Origin of the sequence: Oerskovia sp. Root22, assembly GCF_001429135.1 — a bacterium.
Classification (GTDB): Bacteria; Actinomycetota; Actinomycetes; order Actinomycetales; family Cellulomonadaceae; genus Oerskovia; species Oerskovia enterophila.
The window spans coordinates 198,336-219,474 of the sequence record NZ_LMIL01000012.1; the positions used below are offsets into that span (position 1 = coordinate 198,336).

The following is a 21,139-nucleotide window of genomic DNA, read 5'->3' on the forward strand; positions in this document are numbered from 1 at the left end:
TGCGGGCCAATCTCACACCCGCACGGGTCCTCGGCGATTGAGGGCCGCACTGTCCCCGCGGCTACCTTTGGACGGTGAGCAGCGCAGAACTCGCCCCGGTACCCACCTCGCCCGCCTGGTACGCGAAGGTCGACCGCTTCCGCCGCTGGACCCGACCGGTCCTCGTCGCGAACCTCGTCGGCCAGATCGGCATCATCGTCACGGGCGGCGCGGTGCGTCTGACCGGGTCCGGCCTCGGCTGCTCGACCTGGCCGCTGTGCGAGCCCGGGAGCTTCACGCCCGAGTTCCACTCGGCGATGTCCATCCACCCCCTGATCGAGTTCGGCAACCGCACGCTCACGGGTGTCGTCGGGATCATCGCGCTCGCGGTCCTGGTGCTCCTCTGGACGGACACGACGCGTTCCACGTCGTTCCGGCGGGCGAGCTCGCTCCCCCTGATCGGGGTGGCCCTGCAGGCCCTCATCGGCGGCGTCACGGTCCTCCTGCACCTGCACCCTGCCGTGGTCGGTGTCCACTTCCTCGTCTCCGCCGCGCTCGTGGCGGTCTCGGCGTACCTCCTGTACCGCTCCGGCGAGGGCGACGGGCAGCCCACGGCCGCCGTGGACCGGCGGACCACGCTGGTCGGCCGGGTCCTGGCCGTCCTGGCCGTCCCGCTACTGGTCCTGGGTGTCCTGGCGACAGGCTCGGGCCCGCACGGGGGCGACGACGAGGTGGCCTACCGCTTCTCCCTCGACCCGGCGCTCATCAGCAAGGCGCACGCGGCCTCGGTGTGGCTCTTCCTCGTCGTGCTGGTCGTGCTGACGGTCATGGTCCTGCGTCAGGCCACCGCCCCTGCCCGTGCCCGCAAGGCCGTCCTCGTGCTCGTCGGGGTGACGCTCCTCCAGGGGCTGATCGGCTACGTCCAGTACTTCACGGGACTGCCCGAGATCCTGGTCGCCGCGCACATGCTGGGCGCCGGGCTCCTCATCACGTCGCTCACCTGGACGCTGCTCACGCTCCGCGTCCGCGCCTGACGCTCACCACCTGTCGCTGCCGCCCGCCGTCGCGCCTGGGCCGCAGGACCGAAGAGGGCCGTCGTTCCTGCGGGAACGACGGCCCTCTCTCGCTCCCCTCACTCCCCCCGACTCCCGCGGCAGCGGCATGACAGGGCCGTGACACCGGCGTGACAGGCCCCTCCCGGAGGCTGGACCCACCAGCAACCAGGAGGAATCCATGACCCACGAATGGGCGGTCGAGGCACACGGCCTCGTCAAGACGTTCGGCGACAACCGGGCGGTCGACGGCGTCGACCTGAGCATCCGCACCGGCTCGGTGTACGGCGTGCTCGGCCCCAACGGCGCCGGCAAGACCACCACCATCAGCATGCTCGCCACGCTCCTGCGCCCCGACGCCGGCGAGGCCCGGGTCTTCGGGCACGACGTCGTCCGCGAGGCGCAGGTCGTGCGCCAGCTCATCGGCGTCACGGGCCAGTACGCCTCGGTCGACGAGACGCTCAGCGCGACCGAGAACCTCGTGATCTTCTCGCGCCTGCTCGGCCTCGGGCGCGCCGAGTCGCGACGCAAGGCCGCCGACCTGCTCGAGACCTTCGGCCTGACCGAGGCCGCGACGCGTCCGCTCAAGAACTTCTCTGGCGGCATGCGCCGCCGTCTGGACCTCGCGGCGAGCCTCATCGCCCAGCCTCCCCTGATCTTCCTCGACGAGCCGACCACGGGCCTGGACCCGCGCACGCGCGCCCAGATGTGGGACACGATCCGTGAGCTCGTCGCGACGGGGTCGACGGTCGTGCTCACGACCCAGTACCTCGACGAGGCCGACCAGCTGGCCGACCGGATCGCGGTCATCGACCGCGGGCGCGTCGTCGCGGAGGGCACGGCCGACGAGCTCAAGGACGCGGTCGGGAACCAGTCGCTCCAGCTCGGGCTGGTCGCGGCCGCGGACCTGGGGTCGGCCCTCGACATCGTCGAGGCCACGTTCGGCGTGCCCGCGACGACGTCCCCCGAGGCCCGACGCATCACGGTGCCCGTGACGGGTCCCGACGAGGTCACGGACCTGCTGGTCCGGCTGCGCGAGGCCCGCATCGGCGTCGACTCGATCAGCATGGACAAGCCGAGCCTCGACGAGGTCTTCCTGACCCTCACGGGTCACGGCGTCGCGGCCGAGGAGCCGGGCGCGGACGCCACCCCGAGCCCCACGGGCGGCGCGCCCGTACCGACCACCGGCACCACGCGAGAGGCGGCCCTGCGATGACCACGACCCTCACTGCTCCCCGGGAGCAGATCCAGGCCGCGACCGACCGCGACCTGACGAACCGCACGAGCCTCGGGCAGACGGTCCGCAACACGTTCACCATGGCGTACCGCGGCATCCTCAAGATCCGTCGGACGCCCGAGCAGCTCGTCGACGTGACGCTCCAGCCCATCCTGTTCACGCTGATGTTCACGTACATCTTCGGCGGCGCGATCGCGGGCGACGTCGTGAGCTACCTGCCCACGATCATCCCGGGCATCCTCGTCCAGACCGTCATCACGACGTCGGTCGTCACGGGCGTCCAGCTCCGCGAGGACATGGACAAGGGCGTGTTCGACCGCTTCCGCTCGCTGCCGATCGCGCGCATCGCGCCGTTGTCGGGGGCGCTGCTCGCGGACACCGTCCGGTACGGCATCGCGACGACGCTCACGTTCGCGATGGGCTACGTCATGGGCTACCGCCCGGCGGGCGGCCTGGGGTCGGTAGTCCTGGCGGCCCTGCTCGTGATCGTGTGCTCGTGGGCCGTGAGCTGGATCTTCGCGTTCTTCGGGGTGGTCGCACGCACCGCGTCGAGCGTCCAGGGGATCTCGATGATCGTCCTGTTCCCGCTCACGTTCCTCTCGAACGCGTTCGTCCAGCCCGAGACCATGCCGGGCTGGCTCCAGGGCTTCGTCAACCTCAACCCGGTCTCGCACCTGGTCACGGCGGTCCGGGAGCTGACGAACAACGGCGTGCTCGGTGCGGACGCCGTGATCTCGCTGCTCGGCGCCGCGGTCATCGTCGCGGTCTTCGCGCCGCTCACGGTACGGGCGTACATGCGCAAGGCCTGAGCGTCGCGCTCCACCACGGACGGGCGGTGCCCCGGCGGATCCCGCCGGGGCACCGCCCGTCGTCATGCCGTGGGTCGGGTCCAGGGGCCGGTGCGCAGGATCTCCATGACCCGGCCGGGCAGGTCGTCGTGCGCCAGCCGCCCGACGGCGTCGCGCACATCGTCTACGCGCGCGTCACCGTGCAGGGTGCGCGCCCACGCGACGTGGTCCGGCGTGCGGAGCGAGGGCACGTCCTGCCGGGCTCCCATGCGCTGCGCGAGCTCGAGCAGGACGAGCCCGTCGTCGACCCGGCCGAGCCCGGGCGACGACCACAGGTACGCCCCGAGGGCGAGCGCCGCCGTCCCGAGGACGGGGTAGTCGACCATCCCCGGAGCGGCGCGGTGCCCGGCGATCATGCGCACGCGGATCTCGCGGGCCAGCCGCTCGGCCTGGGGAACGGGCAGCGGGTCCGGGTCCCACGGCCCGGTCGTCCCGGGGGCGGGCAGCACGATCGTCGACAGCCACCCCGCAGCGAACATCGTGTACCAGGGCGAGCGCCGCGGAGGCCCGCTCCCGACCGAGGCGTTGGCCGCCTCGAGCTCGGCCAGGGCACGCGCGTGGTCACCGCGCGCAGCGGCGATCTCGGCCAGGCCGGCATGCCCGATCGAGCGCAGCTCGTGCGCGGTCCCACCCAGCCCGGACGGCACGGGGTCGTCGTCGGTCTCGACGAGCGAGGTGAACAGCGGCTCGGCCTCGGCGATGCGCCCGACGAGGACGAGGTTCGTCGCCTCGAGCCAGTCGAGCTGGCGCAGGTCCTCGTCCGCGTGCAGCCGGCCGAGCCCCTCGCGGGCACGGGCGACCCACTCGAGCGCCTGGGCGGCGTCGCCCTGCTCGCTCGCGAGCTGGGCGCGGAAGAGGGCCGACGTCGCTGCTCCCCACGTGTCCTGGGCGCGGGTCGCGAACCCGTGCGCGACGGTGACCTGCGCGATCGCCTCGTCGAGGCGTCCGGCGTTCTCGGAGAGCTGGGCGCTGAGCAGGTGGGTCACGAGCGCGACGAACGGGTCGGGCGACCCGTGGAGCTCGGCGAGCCGCGGTCCCATGCCGAGCGGGTCGCCCGCGTCGGCCAGGAGGTCGGTGAGCGCGGCGGCGCGCGAGCCGATGTCGGCGTCGCGGTGGAGACGGCGCAGCCGGGCCGCTGCTCGGACGCCGGTCGCCGGGTCGCCGTTGGGCGTCGAGGCCGTGAGCAGGAAGAGCACGATGCCCGCCTCGCGCGTGAGCTGCTCGGCGGGAACGTCCGGTGCGCCCCGCACGGCCCGACCCTGCCAGCCCGCGACGACGCGCAGCACGTCGCGGCCGAGCCCGACGACCTCGGTGTGGGCCCCGCGCAGGGACCAGTGCAGGCCGAGCGCATGGAAGACGGGCAGGACCACGTCGGGCCGGTCGGCCGCGAGCGCCGTGCGCAGCACGTGCAAGAGGTTCTCCTGCTCGACGCGCAGCGCGAGCATCGCCGGGACCTGCGTGGGTCCTTCGAGGCGGGCGACCTCGCGGCGCGCGAGGTGGACGGCCCACCGGTAGGTCGCCTCCTGGGCGGTCTCGCGCTCCCCGGCCTCGTCGAGCGTGAGCGCGCCGAACTCGCGCACGGTCTCGAGCATGCGGTAGCGCGCGGTGTGGCACAGGGGCTCGTCGGTCACGTTCAGGAGGGACTGGTTGACGAGCGCCTCGACGTCGTCGAGCCCGACGGCGGAGGCCTCCTGCGCGGTCTGCGCACCGAAGCCGTCGGGCAGCAGGGACAGGCGGCGCAGCAGCTCCTGCTGGGGGGCGGTAAGGAGGTTCCAGCTCCAGTCGATGACGGCGTGCAGCGTCCGGTGGCGGGCGGGGGCGCCCCGGTCGCCCGTGGTGAGCAGGGCGAAGCGGGCGTCGAGCCGGCGCTCGATCTCCTGCACCGAGAGCGTGCGCACGCGCGCCGCCGCGAGCTCGATCGCGAGCGGCAGACCGTCGAGGTGGGTGCAGAGCCGGTCGACGACGTCGTCGGGCAGGTCGGCGCCGGGGCGCGCCGCGAGCGCGCGGGCGCGGAAGAGCTCGACGGCGGGCCCCACGCCACCGTCCACGGAGCCGGCCGTGGCGAGGGGGTCGAGCGGGTGCACCTGCTCGCCACCGACCTGGAGGGGCGAACGGCTGGTCGTGAGGATCGTGAGCCCGGGGACCACGGCGAGCAGCTCGGCAGCCCAGCGGGCGGCCTCTTCCACGACGTGCTCGCAGTTGTCGAGCACGAGCAGGGTCTCGGTCTCCCCGAGGCGGTCGGCGACGAGCTCGTGGACCTCGGTGCGCGCGACCTGGTCGCCGAGCCGCAGACCGCGCGTGTCCCGGATCTCGAGCGCCGACGTGAGGGCGAGGCCGATGTCCTCGCCCGTGCGCACGCTCGCGAGCTCGACGACCGCGACGAGCGGGGTCGTCCCGACCGACCGGTGGGCGACCTCCTGCACCACGCGTGTCTTGCCCATGCCACCCGGCCCGAGCACCGTGACGAGCCGGGACCGCGCCAGGAGGCCGAGGATCGCGACGACGTCGGCCTCGCGGCCGACCAGGGCGTTGGGCGCGGCGCGCAGCCCGAGCGCCGTCCCCCGCCGGGGTGCGCGGGGTGCGGGCGAGGAGCCCGCGGCCTGCAGGATCCGGGTGTTGAGCGCGACCAGGTCCGCGCGCGGGTCGGTCCCCAGCTCGGTCGCGAGCCGGGTGCGCAGGGCGCCGAACGCGCGCAGGGCGTCGGCCCCGCGCCCCGTCCCCTCGTAGGCGAGCAGGAGGGCAAGGTGCGCGTCCTCGTCGAGCGGAGCGCGCTCGACGGCCCGCTCGGCCCACCCGACCGCGGCCTGGTGGTCGCCCGCGGCGAGGAGCGCGTCGAGCAGGGTCTGCTCGGCCTCGGCCCGGCGGTGCTCGGCCGTCGCGACGAGCTCCTCGCCGACCGGACCGCCGAGCAGGTCGAGCAGGTCGTCGCCGGGTTCGCCCCGCCACAGCTCGAGCGCGGCGCGCGCCGACTCGACGGCCTCGTGGGAGTCCCCCGCCGCGAGCGCCTCCGCGGCGTGACGGGTGCGCTCGCGCGCGACGTCGAGGTCACTCTCGGTGCGCAGGGAGTAGCCGCCGGGCCCCGAGACGAGCAGGCCCTCGGCCAGCGCCGAACGCGTGCGGGAGACGAGGCTCTGGAGCGCCGCGCGCGGGTCGGCAGGTTGCTCGTCGGGCCACAGGTCGGAGACGAGCGTGGTGGTGCTCACGGTCCGCCCCTGCGCGAGCACGAGCGCGACCACGAGGGCTCTCGCGCGGGCGCTGGAGGGGGCGACGGGAGTCCCGTGGCGCCCTTCGACGACTACCGGCCCGAGGACGAGGGCGCGAGGGCGCGGGACCGACGAGGACACCCGCCCCACTCTAGTGCGCGCCCCACCTCCGCCGAGGTGCGCCGACCGCGCGAGGGACCCGACGGCGTCGGGTCCCTCCCGCGTCCGGTGCGGGCCCCTCAGGCTCCGTCGACCGGCACGCCCGCGGCGACCGCAGCGCGAGCCTGGTCGTCGACCGGGCGCAGCACCCGGCAGGGCGAGCCGACCGCGACCACGCGCGGCGGGACGTCGCGCGTCACGACGCTGCCCGCGCCGACGACAGAGCCCGCGCCGATCGTGACCCCGGGCAGGATGACGACGTTCGAGCCGATCCAGACGTCGTCCTCGATGCGCACGGGCAGCGAGAACTGGGTCCCGTCGCGGCGCGCCTCGGGCTCGACGGGATGGCCCGCGGTGCTCACGGTGACGTTGGGGGCGAACATGACCCGGTCGCCGATGTGGATGTCGGCGTCGTCGACCAGCACGAGGTTGAAGTTGACGTAGACGTGGTTCCCCACGTGGACGTGCGAGCCGTAGGACACGCTGAGCGGCGGCTCGACCCAGACCCCCTCCCCGACGGTCCCGAACAGCTCGCGCAGGATCCGCCCGCGCTCCTCGACCTGGCTCGGGCGCGAGTGGTTGAAGTCGTACGCGAGCTCCTTGCCCGCGACCCGCTCGGCCTCGAGCTGCGCGAGCCCCTCGCCGTAGTCCACGTAGGGCTCGCCCGTGTTCATCCGCGCCCGGACGGTGCGGTACTGCTCGGTCGTCATCGGCTTCTCCTGGTCGTTCGGTAGTCGTCCGACGCTACCGGTCGGCAGCGCGGGTCACGCATAGGATCGTCGGGTGGCGAGGGACGGCGTGTACGCAAAGGGACGGCTCAAGCGCGAGGAGATCCTCGACGTCGCGCTCGAGGTCTTCGCCGACGAGGGGTACCGCGGCACGAGCCTGCGGACCGTAGCGGCGCGCTGCGGCCTGACGGTCGCCGGGGTCATGCACTACTTCGACTCGCGCGAGGACCTGCTCACCCAGGTGATCGTGCGCCGCGACCAGACGGGGCGCCCCATCTACCACGACGCGCCGCGCACCCTCGCGGAGAACGTCAAGGGCAACGCCGAGCGCCCCGGCCTGGTCGAGCTGTTCGTGTCGCTCACGGCAGCGGCCCACGACCGCGAGCACCCGGCCCACGAGGTCCTGGCCCACCGCTACGCGGGGCTGCGTGCGACGCTCAGCGCCGACGTCGTGGAGCGGCAGGAGGCCGGTGAGCTCCCGTCCCACCTGGATCCGGACGCGATCGCGCGCCTGATCATCGCGACGGCCGACGGCGCACAGCTCCAGTGGATGGTCGACGACGAGGCCCGCCTCGAGGGTCCGCTGAGCACGCTGCTGTACGACGTGCTGGGGCTTCCGCGCCCCTGAGCCTCGACGGGCGCCCGGCCCGCGCGCACCCCTCACCGCTGCTGCCCTCCTCGGCCGTCATGACAATTACCTATCAGTGTATGGTTTTCTCGAACCGTCCGACGACTGCCTGCTCGGATCGATTCGACCGCACCGTTCGCGCCACCGTCGTCGTCTCCGAAGGGACCCCGCACATGTCCGACCTCCTGCCCTACCAGGACCCCTCGCGGCCCGTCGCCGAGCGCGTCGCCGACCTCGTCGGGCGCATGACGCTCCCGGAGAAGGTCGGGCAGATGATGCAGCTCAACGCCGCCGACGGTGTCGAGCGGCTCGTGAACGAGGTGCACGTCGGCTCGATCCTGCACACGTCCCCCGAGAACGCGCTGCTGGCGCACGAGCTCACGTCGCGCAGCCGCCTGCAGATCCCGCTGCTCATCGCCGAGGACTGCATCCACGGGCACTCGTTCTGGCTCGGTGCGACGATCTACCCGACCCAGCTCGGCATGGCCGCGACCTGGAGCGCCGAGCTCCTCGAGCGCGTGGCCCGGGCCACCGCGGTCGAGGTCGCCGCGACGGGCATCCACTGGACCTTCTCCCCCGTGCTGTGCATCACGCGCGACCTGCGCTGGGGCCGCGTGAGCGAGACGTTCGGCGAGGACCCGTTCCTCATCGGCGAGCTCGCGTCCGCGATGGTCCGGGGCTACCAGGGCGACGGGCTCGACGACCCGACGGCGATCCTCGCGACCGCCAAGCACTTCGCGGGCTACTCCGAGACCCAGGGCGGGCGCGACGCGACCGAGGCCGACATCTCGCGCCGCAAGCTGCGTTCCTGGTTCCTCCCGCCGTTCGAGCGCGTCGCGCGCGAGGGATGCCGGACCTTCATGCTGGGCTACCAGTCGATGGACGGCGTGCCGATCACGGTCAACGAGTGGCTGCTCAGCGACGTGCTCCGCGGCGAGTGGGGGTACACCGGCACCCTCGTCACGGACTGGGACAACGTGGGCCGGATGGTCTGGGAGCAGCACATCCAGCCCGACCACACGCACGCGGCCGCGGCCGCGGTGCGCGCCGGGAACGACATGGTCATGACCACGCCCCAGTTCTTCGAGGGGGCCCAGGAGGCCGTGCGCCAGGGCCTGCTGGACGAGGCTCAGCTCGATGCCGCGGTCGCTCGCATCCTCGCGCTCAAGTTCGAGCTCGGCCTGTTCGAGAACCCTCGTCGCCCCGACCCGGAGCGCCAGGCCCAGGTCGTCGGCTCGTCCGAGCACGCCGACCTCAACCTCGAGGTCGCACGCCGCTCGCTCGTGCTGCTCACGAACGACGGGACGCTCCCCCTCGACGGCGGGCTCGTCGCGGGACCGGACGGCCGCGCGGCCGCCGCGAGCGCCGGCGCCCCGACCCGGCGGATCGCAGTCGTGGGACCCAACGCCGACGACCCGCACACCCAGCAGGGCGACTGGGCCGGGGCGTCCGGGCAGGTCGACTGGCTGCCCGACGGCCACCCGCGCGAGATGACCCAGACCGTGCTCGACGGCTTCCGGGACCACGTCCCCGCCAGCTGGGAGGTCACGCACGCCCGCGGCGCGGACATCCTCACCCTGGTCCCGGACCCCGAGGGCGAGCTCTTCCCCGACGGGCAGCCGCGCCCCCAGGTCGTCCAGCCCGCCGAGCCCGACGCGGCCATGATCGCCGAGGCCGTCGCGTCCGCCCGCGACGCCGACCTCGTCGTCGCGGTCGTGGGTGACCGCATCGAGCTGGTCGGCGAGGGCCGCTCGACCGCGACGCTCGACCTCGTGGGCGCGCAGGTCGCCCTGCTCGACGCGCTCGCAGAGACCGGCACGCCGCTCGTCGTCGTGGTCGTGGCCTCCAAGCCCCTCGTCCTGCCGCCCTCGGCCCGGGACGCCGCGGCGATCGTCTGGGCCGCGAACCCCGGCATGCGCGGCGGGCGAGCGGTCGCCGAGCTCGTCCTGGGGCTGATCGAGCCCTCGGGCCGCCTGCCCCTGTCGTTCGCGGAGCACGTCGGGCAGCTGCCCGTCTTCTACAACCAGCTCCCGGGCCAGCACGGCACGCGCTACGCCGACCTCACGCAGCGCCCGCCCTTCGCGTTCGGCGAGGGCCTGAGCTACACCACGGTCGAGTACGCGGACCTCTCGGTCCTCGACGCCGTGGTCGGGCGCGAGGACACCGTCCGGGCGCAGGTCACGGTGAGCAACACCGGGACCCGGCCCGCGCGCGAGACCGTCCAGGTCTACGTCCGGGACACGGTCACCTCGGTCACGTGGGCCGAGAAGGAGCTCAAGGCCTACCGTCAGGTCGACCTGGCACCGGGCGAGTCCCAGGTGGTCGACCTCGAGGTCGCCGTGGCGGACTGCACGCTCGTCGACGCCCAGGGGCGTCGCGTCGTCGAGCCCGGGGCGTTCGAGCTGCTGGTCGGCCCGTCGTCGCGCGACGAGGTCCTGCTCGTGGGCGAGTTCACGGTCAAGGGCTGAGCCGGGCGCCCCGCCGGTCAGGCGGCGGGAGCGCAGGGGCACGACGAGGGCCCGACGGCGGTACGCGCCGTCGGGCCCTCGTCCTTCCTCGCAGGGCGGCGCACGGGACGAGCGCCACCACCGACCGTCAGGTCACGGCGCGGCGCACGTGACCGACGCGCTCGTCGGCGGGGTGCCCGTGCCGATGAACCCGAACGACGTCGAGCCCCCGGCTGCGAGACTGCCGTTCCACGACAGGTTGCTCGCCGTGACGACCGAGCCGGACACGGTGTGCGAGGCACCCCAGAGCTGGCTGACCGCGGCGGGGGCGAGGTCCCAGCGCACGGTCCACCCCGTGACGGGGGCGTTGCCCGCGGACACGGTGACCTCGCCCTGGAATCCTCCCGACCACGAGCCGGTCGTACGGTAGGCCGCCGTGCACGCCCCGGTCGGCACGGGTGCTGTGGTCGCCGAGACGGCCGTCGAGCGCGCCGAGACGTTCCCCGCGGCGTCGCGCGCCGCGACGCTGAACGAGTACCCGGTCGCGGGCTGCAGGCCCGTGACGGTGTGGCTCGTGCCCGCGACCGTCGCGACCTTGACCGTGCCCTGGTAGACGTCGTACCCCGTGACGCCGACCGCGTCGCTCGACGCGTCCCAGGTGAGCGGCACGGACGTCGTCGTCACGGTCCCGGCTCGCAGCCCCGCAGGGGCGGAGGGCGGGGTCGTGTCGGCGGTCGGAGGCCGGGTCGTGGCCGTCACGGGGCTCGACGGCGCGGACAGGTTGCCCGCCGCGTCGCGCGCCTTGACCGCGTAGACGTATGCCGTCGCCGGCGACAGGCCCGTGTCGGTGAAGATCGTCCCGGTCGCGGTCCCGACCACGACACCGTCGCGCAGGACGTCGTACCCCGTGACACGCACGTCGTCGGTCGACGAGGTCCACGTGAGGGTCGCGCTCGACGAGGTCGTCGACGCGACGGCGAGCGCCGTCGGCACGGTCGGCGCCGTGGTGTCCTCACCGGCAGGCTCGCCGAAGAACCGGTCGTAGCTCGCGAGCGCCACAGCCACCGCGGACTGCGCCCAGAAGCGGTGGTACCGGAACGCGGGCGCCTCTCCCCCGTCGAGGTAGGCCTGGACCTTGGGCCAGTCCGGGTCGTCGCGGTAGAAGCTGCGCAGGTCGAGGAAGCTCACGCCGGGCTCGATCTCGTCGCCGTTGGGCATGGTGCCCTGCCACCCGGACGGGACGTAGACGCCGTCTCCGGTCGTCGTGGTCAGCACGTCGTCGAAGCGCTTGTAGTCCTCGCGCACCTCGACCGCCGAGACGCCCTTGTCGTCGCGGTTGTGCTCCCAGATCGAGTCGAGCAGGGACTTGGCGACGGCCTGGGCCTCGTCGTCGTGCGCCGCTGCGGCGTAGTGGATCAGCGTCCCGGCGAGCGCCGCGGCGACGCCGACGTCCTGGCCGTGCGAGATCACCTCGACGTGCAGGCCGGAGTTGTCGCCCGGGTTCGCGGCGTCCCACGCGTCGGGCGCGCCGGTCCAGCGCAGGGTCGAGGGAACGGCCCAGTCGGCGCCGCCCGTCGCCTGCGTGTTCGCGATCGCCCACGGGACCCACCTGTCGAGCAGCGCCTTGGCCTGCGCGTCCCCCGACTCGTGGTAGAGCTGCGCGACACGCTCCATGGACCAGACCTGCATGCCGAACCACTGGTTCGAGGGCGGGTCGCTGTAGACGGGCGCCTCCTGGTAGGCCATGCCGTAGAAGGTCGGCGTGCCCACCGGCGGCGTGCCGTAGGCACCGCCCCAGCTGTTGGTCGCCCCGCCCGCGATCCCGCCCTCGTCGGACTGGAGCCACTGGTAGAACTCGAGCTGACGCTCGAGGCTCGTGGACCAGTCGTCGACGGCGGTCGGCGACTGCGGCTCGAGGGCAGGCGACGTGGACAGCGCCCACGCGGCCATCGGGTTCTGGTAGCCGAAGTGCGCGTGGCTGGACCCGATGCGCCATGCCCACCCGGCGGCCGGGTCGAGCGCCCCGCCCCACGCGTAGTACCAGGACATCAGGTAGTGCGCAGAGTTCTTGCCCGTCCCGGCCGGGCAGCTCGGGGACGTGCAGCCCGGCTGCTTGAAGTACTTGTCGAACATCGCGTAGCGCAGGTAGTCGCCCATCTTCGCGGCCTTGGCCACGGTCGCCGCCACCGCCTCCGGCTGCCCCTGCTCGGTCGCCCAGGTGTGTGCCCAGTAGGCGGCCTCGACCGCACGCGCGTCGGCGTCGGACGCGTTGGTGTACTTCCACTGCTTCGCGTAGCTCGAGTCCCCGGTGAACAGGTCGAGGAAGCCGTTGGTCCCGCCGAACGAGAAGTCCTCGCACGACGGCTGCGGCACGGTCTCCCAGACCGACTCCTGCGTCCCGCGCTGGAACGTGTTGATGTACGACGTGCCCTCGCTGTCGGGCCCCAGGAGACAGCCCGCTCCGGGCGCCGCGCCGAACCCGTAGGTGTTGTCGACGTCCGCGAGCCAGTGCATGCCGTAGACGTCCGAGGTCCCGTACGTCGCCTTGAGCTCGTTCGCGAGCGGGTCGACCCCGGACCGGACCCCGCTGTTCAGGGCGGCCGGGTACTTGCTCGGGTGGTCGTACTCCGCGGCGTAGGTCGCGGGGCTCTGGGGGTTGTAGAACGAGTTGGTCGGCTGGTCCTCGTGCTGCGGGATCATGTACGTCTCCATCGTCGCCCAGGCGTCGTTGAAGCTCGTCCAGTCCGCGGTGGCACGGCCGTAGGCCGCCTCGAGCCAGAGCCAGAAGCTGTACGCCTCGGACGTGGTCTCGTGGCCGTGGTCGGGGGCCTCGACGATGAGGGTCTCGACCGAGTGGTACGGGATGCCCTGCGGGCTGAAGTAGCCGTTCGCGGGGTCGTGGATCTCGTCGTACATCTCGAGGAAGCGCTCGGCGTACTCGGAGCTGACGGCCACGCGCGGCGCGGCGGTCGCGGTGCTCACCGTCGTGCTCGCGCGGGGCGCCCCCTCGGCTGCGGGGGCCGCGCCCGCGGGCTGGACCGCGGCGAGGGCGAGGAGCGACAGCAGCGCGGCGCCGGCCGTCGAGGCCGCCGCCCGTCTGTGCCGCCGGAGGGATCGTGACATCTGACTACCTCTCTGGGTGACGTCGCGCCCGGGGGCCGCGCTCGTCCGCGGGACGGCGTCGTCCTCGCGGGCTGGAAGCGCTCCCACATCGTCGGTGATGCGGGGCGACACACCTGGACACTGCGGCCGGCGGGGCACGGGGTCAACGCACCTAAACCTTTCGGTCCACGGGCGCAGGCCCGAGGTGCGACGAGGGCCCGACGGCGCGTGACGCCGTCGGGCCCTCGTGTGCTGTTCCGCGGTGCGCGCCTCAGGCGCGGGGGTCTCCCCCGCGCCGCTCGGGCCACGGGCTGTCCGCGGGGCGCAGCGACGACCACCCGGTCGCGCGCGCGGCAGCAGCCGCCAGGACCCCGACGACGGCCGACGGGTTGTGCAGGTCCCCGGCCAGGACCGCGGACACCGCCTCGTCGAGCGGGACCCAGCGCAGCTCCATGCCGAGCTCCTCGGCCTCGCGCGCGTGGCGCTCGGCCGCAGGCACCTCGGAGAGGTCCCGCGCGAGGAAGACCCGCAGGGCCTCGTTGCTGCCGCCCGGGGTCGTGTAGTAGTCCGCGAGGACGTCCCAGCGTGCGGCGCGCAGGTCGGTCTCCTCGAGCAGCTCGCGCGCGGCCGCGACCTGCGCGTCCTCGCCGTCCACGTCGAGCAGGCCCGCCGGCGGCTCCCACAGCTCGCGCCGCACCGGGTGACGGTACTGGTGCAGGAGCAGGACCCGCTCGTCCTCGTCGAGAGCGACGATCGCGACCGCCCCGGGGTGGTCGACGAACTCGCGCGTCACCACGCCGCCCTCGCCCAGGTCGACCTGCTCCGAGCGCAGGTCGAAGATGCGTCCCGCGTGCAGGACGCGCGCCTCGCTGACGTCCCGGGCGACCGGGACGTCAGCGAGCGGGCGGACCGTCACCTCAGGCCGTCCGAGCCTCGAGCGCCGCCGCGACCAGTCCCGCGAACAGCGGGTGGGCGCGCGTCGGACGGCTCTTGAACTCGGGGTGCGCCTGCGTGCTCACGTAGTACGGGTGCACGTCCTGGGGAAGCTCGACGAACTCGACGAGCGAGGAGTCGGGCGAGGTGCCGGAGATGACCAGGCCGGCCTCCTCGAGCTGCGCGCGGTAGGCGTTGTTGACCTCGTAGCGGTGGCGGTGACGCTCGGTCACCGACTCCGCGCCGTAGGTCGTGGCGACCACGGAGCCCGGCGTCAGCGCGGCCTCGTACGAGCCCAGGCGCATGGTGCCGCCCAGGTCGCCAGCACCGTCGACGATCGCGAGCTGCTCCTCCATCGTGGCGATGACCGGGTTCTTGCTCTCCGGGTCGAACTCGCTCGACGACGCGTCCTCGATGCCGAGCACGTTGCGGGCGTACTCGATGACCATGGACTGCAGGCCCAGGCAGATGCCGAGCGTCGGGATCCGGTTCTCGCGGGCCCAGCGCAGCGCGCCGAGCTTGCCCTCGATGCCGCGCACGCCGAACCCGCCCGGGACCAGGATCGCGTCGGCGCCACCGAGCGCGTCCGCGGCCCCCTCGGGCGTCTGGCACTCGTCGGACGGGACCCACCGGATGGTGACCTTGGCGTCGTTGGCGAAGCCACCCGCACGCAGCGCCTCGGTCACGGACAGGTACGCGTCCGGCAGGTCGATGTACTTGCCGACGAGCGCGACCTCGACCTGGTGCTCGGGCTGGTGCACGCGCTCGAGGAGCTGCGACCACCCGTCCCAGTCCACGTCGCGGAACGCGAGACCCAGGCGGCGCACGACGTACGCGTCGAGGCCCTCGGAGTGCAGCACGCGCGGGATGTCGTAGATGCTCGGGGCGTCGATCGCGTTGACCACGGCCTCGTTGTCCACGTCGCACATCAGCGCGATCTTGCGCTTGACGGGCTCGGGGACCACGCGGTCCGCGCGCAGGACGATCGCGTCCGGCTGGATACCGATCGAGCGCAGGGCCGCGACCGAGTGCTGCGTGGGCTTGGTCTTGAGCTCGCCCGACGGGCCGATGTACGGCACCAGCGAGACGTGCAGGAAGAAGACGTCGTCGCGGCCCAGCTCGTGTCGGACCTGACGGGCGGCCTCGAGGAAGGGCTGGGACTCGATGTCGCCGACCGTGCCGCCGATCTCCGTGATGATCACGTCGACGTCCTCGCCCGCCTGGGCGCGCATGCGCGACTTGATCTCGTCGGTGATGTGCGGGATGACCTGCACCGTGTCGCCCAGGTACTCGCCACGACGCTCCTTGGCGATGACCTGCGAGTAGACCTGGCCCGTCGTCACGTTGGACGAGGCCGGGAGCTCGACGTCGAGGAAGCGCTCGTAGTGCCCGATGTCGAGGTCCGTCTCGGCGCCGTCCTCGGTCACGAAGACCTCACCGTGCTGGAACGGGTTCATGGTGCCGGGATCGACGTTGAGGTAGGGGTCGAGCTTCTGCATCGTGACGCGCAGGCCACGGGATCGGAGCAAGCGACCCAGGCTCGAAGCCGTCAGCCCCTTACCGAGAGAGGAGGCCACGCCGCCGGTCACGAAGATGTGCCGGGTGCTGTGGTCCGAGCGGCCGCCGTTGACGGCGAGGGGTCTGTTCAGGTGATCTGCCACGGAACTCCATGCTATCAGCGACTTGTCGGGGGCGCTCCGGATCCAGCGTGGGATGACTCTCAGTCGGGCGCTCGTCCACCAGTCTGCGCCAGGTGCCGGCGGTGTGCCGGACGACCGCGGAGGCACGCGGTCCCGACGGCGGAGCCCACCGCTCCGGTCGACCGAAGGGGCAGGTCGGTCAGCGACCGACCGACGAGCTCCCCACGACTAGCTCGGGTCCGCGACCTTCGGCGCGCTCCCCCGGCCGCGACGCGCCAGCCCGACGACCGACGACCTGTCCGCGACCAACGCCAGCCCGACGACGAGCACGGCCGCGACCAGCGCGACCCCGACGCCCACGGCGAGCGCCACGGCGACGTGCGCGTCGTCGGGCAGGAGGGCCGCGCTGAGACCCCGGCCTGCCGCACCGCCGAGCGCCACGCCCACGACCAGCACGGCCAGCGTGCGAGGCACGCCGCGCACCGCCTCGGGGCCCGCGTGGCGGCGCACCGCGAGCAGGAGCAGGAGTCCCGCGACGCTCATGCCCACCGCGGTCGCGAGGCCGAGGAGCGCGAGCACCCGCACCTGGTCGCCCTCCCCGAGCGTCGCAGGGCCTGCGACGGCCAGCAGCGCGACGACCACCCAGCCGGTCGCGGTCGCCGCGACGGCCGCGCGCTGACGGTCCAGGACGTAGAGCGCCCGCGACAGGTGCAGGATCAGCGCGAAGCCCACGATGCCCGGCGCCATCGCTGCGGTGGCCGTGCCCAGGCCCTCGACCGATGAGCCGGCGACGACGGCGAAGACCGACTCGACCGCAGCAGAGGCCGCCACGAGCGCGGCCACCCCCACGCCCGAGACGAGGAGGATGGTTCGCGTCGTCGACGCCAGCAACCTGCTGAAGAGCTCGTGGCTCCCCTGGGCGACGTGCTCGGCCAGGCGCGGGAACGCGCTCGTGGCGAGCGGGAACGCGAGCACCGCGTACGGCAGCAGGTAGACCTGCTGCGCGTAGAAGTACGTCGGGAACGTCTCCTCGGGACCGAAGTTGTTGGCCGCGTACATGGCCGCGAGCACCGACACCTGCTGCGCGACGAGCGCCCCCACCCCGGCGAACGCCAGGTTGCGGGCCCGGACGCCCTCGCCGCCGGGGAAGCGCAGGGTCGGGCGCAGCCGCGTCCCGGTTCGGGCGACGGGGACGACCAGAGGCAGGGCCAGCGCCGCGACCCCGAGCGTCGTCCCCCAGCCCAGCCAGGCGATCGCGTCCGTGGACAGTGCAGCGACGTCCGCCTGGTTCCCGTCGGCCATGCCCGCGAACACCAGATACACCGCGATGACCACGACGCTCGACACGAGCGGGGCGAACGCCTGCCAGAAGAAGCGCTTGTGCGCCTGGAGGATCCCGCCGAGGATCACCGCGAGCCCGTACAGGGGGATCTGCAGGGCGAACACGCGCACGAACAACGCCGTGACGTCGATCAGGTCAGGGTGCTTGTCCATCAGCACGTGCGCGATGGGGTACGCCAGGGCCGCGAGCAGCGCGCCGAGCGGCACGAGGACCAGGAGGGTCCATCCCAGCAGCGCCGACGCGATCCTGGACACGTCGACCCGTGCGCCTCGCGCGATGGGACCGGCGAGCAGAGGCACGACCGCGCCCGCGAGCGCGCCGCCCGCCGCGACCTCGAACAGGACGTTGGGCAGGATGTTGGCCGACGTGTAGGCCGCACCGATGCCCTCGGTCCCGACCGCGGACGCCATGACGAGCGAGCGGGCGAAGCCCACGAGCCGGCTCGCGATCGTCACGGCCGTGATCATGAGGGCCGCGCCCGCGAGCGTCTGCGTCCCCGCACGCACCCGGGAGGTGCGCGCGGGGCGTGGCGCGGGCGCGGTGTCCTGGCCCGGCGTCACGTCCTCGCTCAAGCCGGTGCGTCCTGACCGGACGACGGCTCGTCGACGGACGAAACCGCGGACGGGGCCGACGGCGTCGGGCGAGCGGCAGGTGCCGCAGGACGCCGTCCCCACTGGTCGAACCGGCGCAGCAACGGGTTGCCGTCGATGACCTTCGAGAAGCTGACCTTCTCGCTCGCGACGTTGAGTCCCAGGACCCCGGCGAGCGCGAGGAGACGCACGGCCCGCGGCGTCCCGAAGGCCACCTGGGTGCCCACGAGAGCACCCAGGGCGTTCGCTCCCCCGTCTCCGAGCATGTCTCGCTCGCTCAGGTCGCCGGGGGCGGCGGCCACGGCCGCACCGAGCACGGCGCCCGACGTCGCGCCGACCGGCGTCACCACGAGAGGCAGCGCGAGCGCCGCCCCCGCCTTGAGCGCGCGCCCGGGACGCAGGTCGAGGAGGTTGAAGAGGTTGGCGCTGAGCGCCACGATCGAGCCGTTGACCGCGACGTCGGTCAGGTAGCCGAACGTGGACCCGGTCCTGCGCGTGCCGACGAAGGCTGCGGCGAGGGACGTCGTCCCGATCCCGAGGACCTTGAGGCCCCCCGTGGTCACCTGGCCCTTCAGGAGGGCGCCGACGTGTCCCTTGATGCCCTTGGTTCGCGTCGAGGGGTCCTCCGCGAGGTCGTCGACCAGACCGAAGGCTCCGCCCCCGGCGGTCGCGAGCGCGGTCGCCGTCCGGGTGCGGGCGTCGGGTCCCGCGACGAGAGCGCCCGCGACGAGGCCCGCAGCCACCGCGGGCCCCTCGAGCAGGCTGATGGGTTCGCCCCGGTGGTTGGTGCGCGTCCACCGGTCAGGCCCGCCCGGCGAGACCGTGTCCAGCACGCTGCGCGCTCCACCCGTCACGACGGCCGACACGACGCCTGCGCCGAGGGCGCGGAGGAAGGTGCCCATCGATCAGCCCTCGGTCGTCTCGTTGGCGGCGCCGGCGCCGTCGGTGCCGTCCGTACCCTCGGTGCCGAGCGACGTGTCGGCCGCCCCTGCGGGCGTGCGGTCGACCGGGGGAAGCTGGACGGACGGCGGGATGACCGCGGTCGCGCCCTCCTCGAACCCGAACTGACCCACCTTGTCCCCGATGCGGGCAGCGAGGGCGAGCGGGACGGAGATCTGGCCGGCCGGGGCCTCGATGCCGCTCACGGTCGACAGGACGGCCGCGAGGTCGCCGTCGGCCGTGATCGTGGAGATCAGGTCGCCGGGCACGGGCGTCGAGCCCGCGACGAGCGAGCCCTCCGAGCGCGCCTGGGCCGCCTGCGCGAGCAGGACCTCGATCGAGACCGCGTAGGTGTCGGCCTCCTCGGTCGCGGTCCCGGTCGTGGTGTCGGTCGCCGGGGCGACCTTGCCCTGGGGCGCGAGGAGCAGGACGACGTCCGCAGGGACGTCCTGCTCCTGGACGACCTCGATGAGCTCGGCCTGGGCGAGCTTGAGCTCGATCTGGACCGCCTCGGGGGTGCGCTCCTCGGGTGCCGCGAGCTGCTTCGCCGTGAGGGACGTCGCGAGCCCTGCTGCCAGCTTCTCGTCCGTCCCGGACTCCGTGACCCCGGTCACGAGGTCGGTGATCTCGGTGGCCGTCGCCTTGCGCGCGTCCTCCTGCTTCTTGTCGGTCCACGCACCGTTGAGGCGGACGTGCCCGACGATGCTCGCGCCGGCGCCCTCGAGCTGCTCCTGCACCGCCTCGAAGCGGTCGCCGTCGACGTCGCCGAGGTCCACCACGGCGACGCGCCGGTCCTGGAGCGTGCCCGCGACGAGCTGCGGTCCCGAGGCCACGATGAACTCCTGGTCGTCGGCGACCTTGAGGTTCGTCGCGTCGAGCTGGTCGCGCAGCTCGTTGCGCTCGAGACGCAGCTGCTCGACCTGCCCGGTCAGCTGGTCGCCGATCGCGCCCTGCAGCGGTCCGGCACCCAGGATGATCCCGACCGCCAGCGCCAGGAAGACCGAGATCAACGAGACGATGTGGTACCTGAAGTCGATCACTGTGCTGTTGCGTCCTTCGTGTCCGTGCGGGGCGACGTGCGGGCGGCGCGCGTCAGGGAGGTGGTGGGAGCGTAGGGTCCGGGGCTCATGCGCCCCCGAACAGTGCGCCGATCCACGAGGTGAAGTCGTCGAAGCGGGCACCGATGATGCCGAAGACCGTCTGCCCTGCGGCCGTGGACCACATCGCCATGATCACGGCGAAGAGCCCGGCGAGCGAGAGCAGGGTCAGCTGGAGGTTGGAGATCCGGTGCTGGTAAAGGCGTGAGACGCCCTTGGCGTCGACGAGCTTGCCGCCCACGCGCAGGCGCGTGAGGAACGTGCTGGCCATGCCCGAACGGCCCTTGTCGAGGAACTCGACGAGGGTCGCGTGCGTGCCGACCGCGACGATCAGCTCGGCTCCCTTGTCGTCGGCCATGAGCATGGCGATGTCCTCGCTCGTGCCCGTCGCCGGGAAGACCACGGGCTCGACGCCGAGCGCCTGGACGCGTTCGAGGCCGGGAGCCTTGCCGTCACGGTAGGCGTGCACCACGATCTCGGCGCCGCACGCGAGCGCGCGGTCCGAGACGGAGTCCATGTCGCCCACGATCATGTCGGGCTTCCAGCCCGCGTCGATGATCGCGTCCGCGCCGCCGTCCACGCCGATCAGGATCGGCCGGTACTCCTTGATGTAGGGGCGCAGCGTCGCGAGGTCCTCGCGGTAGTGGTAGCCGCGCACGACGATCAGGACCTGACGGCCCTCGATCACGGTGCGGATGTCCGGCACGCCCACGCCGTCGAGCAGGAGCTCGCGCTCGCGACGCATGTAGTCCATGGTGTTCTCGGCGAAGCGCTCGATCTCCTCGGAGAGCCCCGCGCGCGCCTCGTCGAGGCTGACCGCGATGGTCTCGGAGGTCTGACGGACGCCCTCTGCGAGCAGGTCCTCGCCCGCGAACACCTGGCCGTCCTCGAGGCGCAGCTCACGCCCGTCGGAGATGCTCATGATGCCGCTGCCGAGGTCGTCGATGAGGATGATCCCGGCGTCGACGAGGATCTCCGGGCCCAGGTTCGGGTAGCGCCCCGAGATGGACTTCGCAGCGTTGAGCACCGCGAGAGGCTTGGCGGTGACCAGGGCGTCCGCCGCGACGCGGTCGATGTCGAGGTGGTCGATCACGGCGACGTCACCGGGCTTGAGCCGCTTGGTGAGCGCCTTGGTGCGGGCATCGACTCGTGCGGGGCCGCTGGTTCCCGGCTCCGTCACGTCGGACGTGGATCTGCGCAGACTGATTCTCATCG

General features: G+C 73.1%; 14 protein-coding genes. 5 read left to right on the top strand and 9 right to left on the bottom strand.

Going from position 1 to position 21,139, the window contains the following annotated elements:
* Positions 1-74: 74 nt before the first annotated feature.
* From ASE15_RS18680 to ASE15_RS18690, 3 genes are all read left to right on the top strand, one after another.
* Positions 75-1,013: a heme A synthase gene (locus ASE15_RS18680; RefSeq protein WP_056647197.1), complete on the top strand. Its 939-nt coding sequence runs from the start codon at positions 75-77 to the stop codon at positions 1,011-1,013.
* A gap of 199 nt (positions 1,014-1,212) precedes the next feature.
* Positions 1,213-2,247: an ATP-binding cassette domain-containing protein gene (locus ASE15_RS18685; RefSeq protein WP_056647202.1), complete on the top strand. Its 1,035-nt coding sequence runs from the start codon at positions 1,213-1,215 to the stop codon at positions 2,245-2,247.
* Positions 2,244-3,077 carry an ABC transporter permease gene (locus ASE15_RS18690; RefSeq protein ID WP_056647205.1) on the top strand — a complete coding sequence of 278 codons (834 nt, stop codon included), beginning with the start codon at positions 2,244-2,246 and terminating at the stop codon, positions 3,075-3,077. The genes ASE15_RS18685 and ASE15_RS18690 overlap by 4 nt, the downstream gene beginning before the upstream one ends.
* Positions 3,078-3,139: 62 nt before the next feature.
* Here the strand turns inward: ASE15_RS18690 and ASE15_RS18695 are convergent, their stop codons facing one another.
* Positions 3,140-6,319, bottom strand: a complete 3,180-nt coding sequence (locus tag ASE15_RS18695; RefSeq protein ID WP_157277281.1) for a BTAD domain-containing putative transcriptional regulator — start codon at positions 6,317-6,319, stop codon at positions 3,140-3,142.
* A 239-nt stretch (positions 6,320-6,558) separates the two neighbouring features.
* The gene (locus tag ASE15_RS21750) at positions 6,559-7,188 is read right to left on the bottom strand and encodes a sugar O-acetyltransferase (protein ID WP_056647211.1); all 630 of its coding nucleotides are present in this window, start codon (positions 7,186-7,188) and stop codon (positions 6,559-6,561) included.
* Positions 7,189-7,261: 73 nt separating this feature from the next.
* Between ASE15_RS21750 and ASE15_RS18705 the strand changes: the two genes are divergently transcribed.
* Positions 7,262-7,834, top strand: coding sequence for a TetR/AcrR family transcriptional regulator (locus tag ASE15_RS18705; RefSeq protein WP_056647214.1), 573 nt, complete (start codon positions 7,262-7,264; stop codon positions 7,832-7,834).
* 173 nt (positions 7,835-8,007) lie between these two features.
* Complete coding sequence (locus ASE15_RS18710; protein ID WP_056647217.1) at positions 8,008-10,302, top strand: glycoside hydrolase family 3 N-terminal domain-containing protein; 2,295 nt, start codon at positions 8,008-8,010, stop codon at positions 10,300-10,302.
* Between the two features lie 132 nt (positions 10,303-10,434).
* Here ASE15_RS18710 and ASE15_RS18715 read toward each other — a convergent pair whose 3' ends face one another.
* The 7 genes from ASE15_RS18715 to steA form a co-directional block, all read right to left on the bottom strand.
* Positions 10,435-13,404, bottom strand: a complete 2,970-nt coding sequence (locus ASE15_RS18715; protein WP_056647223.1) for a glycoside hydrolase family 48 protein — start codon at positions 13,402-13,404, stop codon at positions 10,435-10,437.
* A 250-nt stretch (positions 13,405-13,654) separates the two neighbouring features.
* Positions 13,655-14,299 (bottom strand): NUDIX hydrolase, encoded by a 645-nt coding sequence (locus ASE15_RS18720; RefSeq protein WP_056647226.1) that lies wholly within the window; start codon positions 14,297-14,299, stop codon positions 13,655-13,657.
* Position 14,300: 1 nt separating this feature from the next.
* Positions 14,301-15,977 carry a CTP synthase gene (locus ASE15_RS18725; RefSeq protein WP_056647229.1) on the bottom strand — a complete coding sequence of 559 codons (1,677 nt, stop codon included), beginning with the start codon at positions 15,975-15,977 and terminating at the stop codon, positions 14,301-14,303.
* A 207-nt stretch (positions 15,978-16,184) separates the two neighbouring features.
* A complete protein-coding gene (gene murJ / locus ASE15_RS18730; RefSeq protein ID WP_235534560.1) occupies positions 16,185-17,870 on the bottom strand; it encodes a murein biosynthesis integral membrane protein MurJ in 1,686 nt (561 codons plus the stop codon).
* Complete coding sequence (locus ASE15_RS18735; protein ID WP_056647232.1) at positions 17,867-18,790, bottom strand: hypothetical protein; 924 nt, start codon at positions 18,788-18,790, stop codon at positions 17,867-17,869. The genes murJ and ASE15_RS18735 overlap by 4 nt, the downstream gene beginning before the upstream one ends.
* Positions 18,791-18,793: 3 nt before the next feature.
* The gene (locus tag ASE15_RS18740; RefSeq protein WP_056647235.1) at positions 18,794-19,867 is read right to left on the bottom strand and encodes a copper transporter; all 1,074 of its coding nucleotides are present in this window, start codon (positions 19,865-19,867) and stop codon (positions 18,794-18,796) included.
* A gap of 85 nt (positions 19,868-19,952) precedes the next feature.
* Positions 19,953-21,137 (bottom strand): putative cytokinetic ring protein SteA, encoded by a 1,185-nt coding sequence (gene steA / locus ASE15_RS18745; RefSeq protein ID WP_056647238.1) that lies wholly within the window; start codon positions 21,135-21,137, stop codon positions 19,953-19,955.
* Positions 21,138-21,139: the final 2 nt, after the last annotated feature.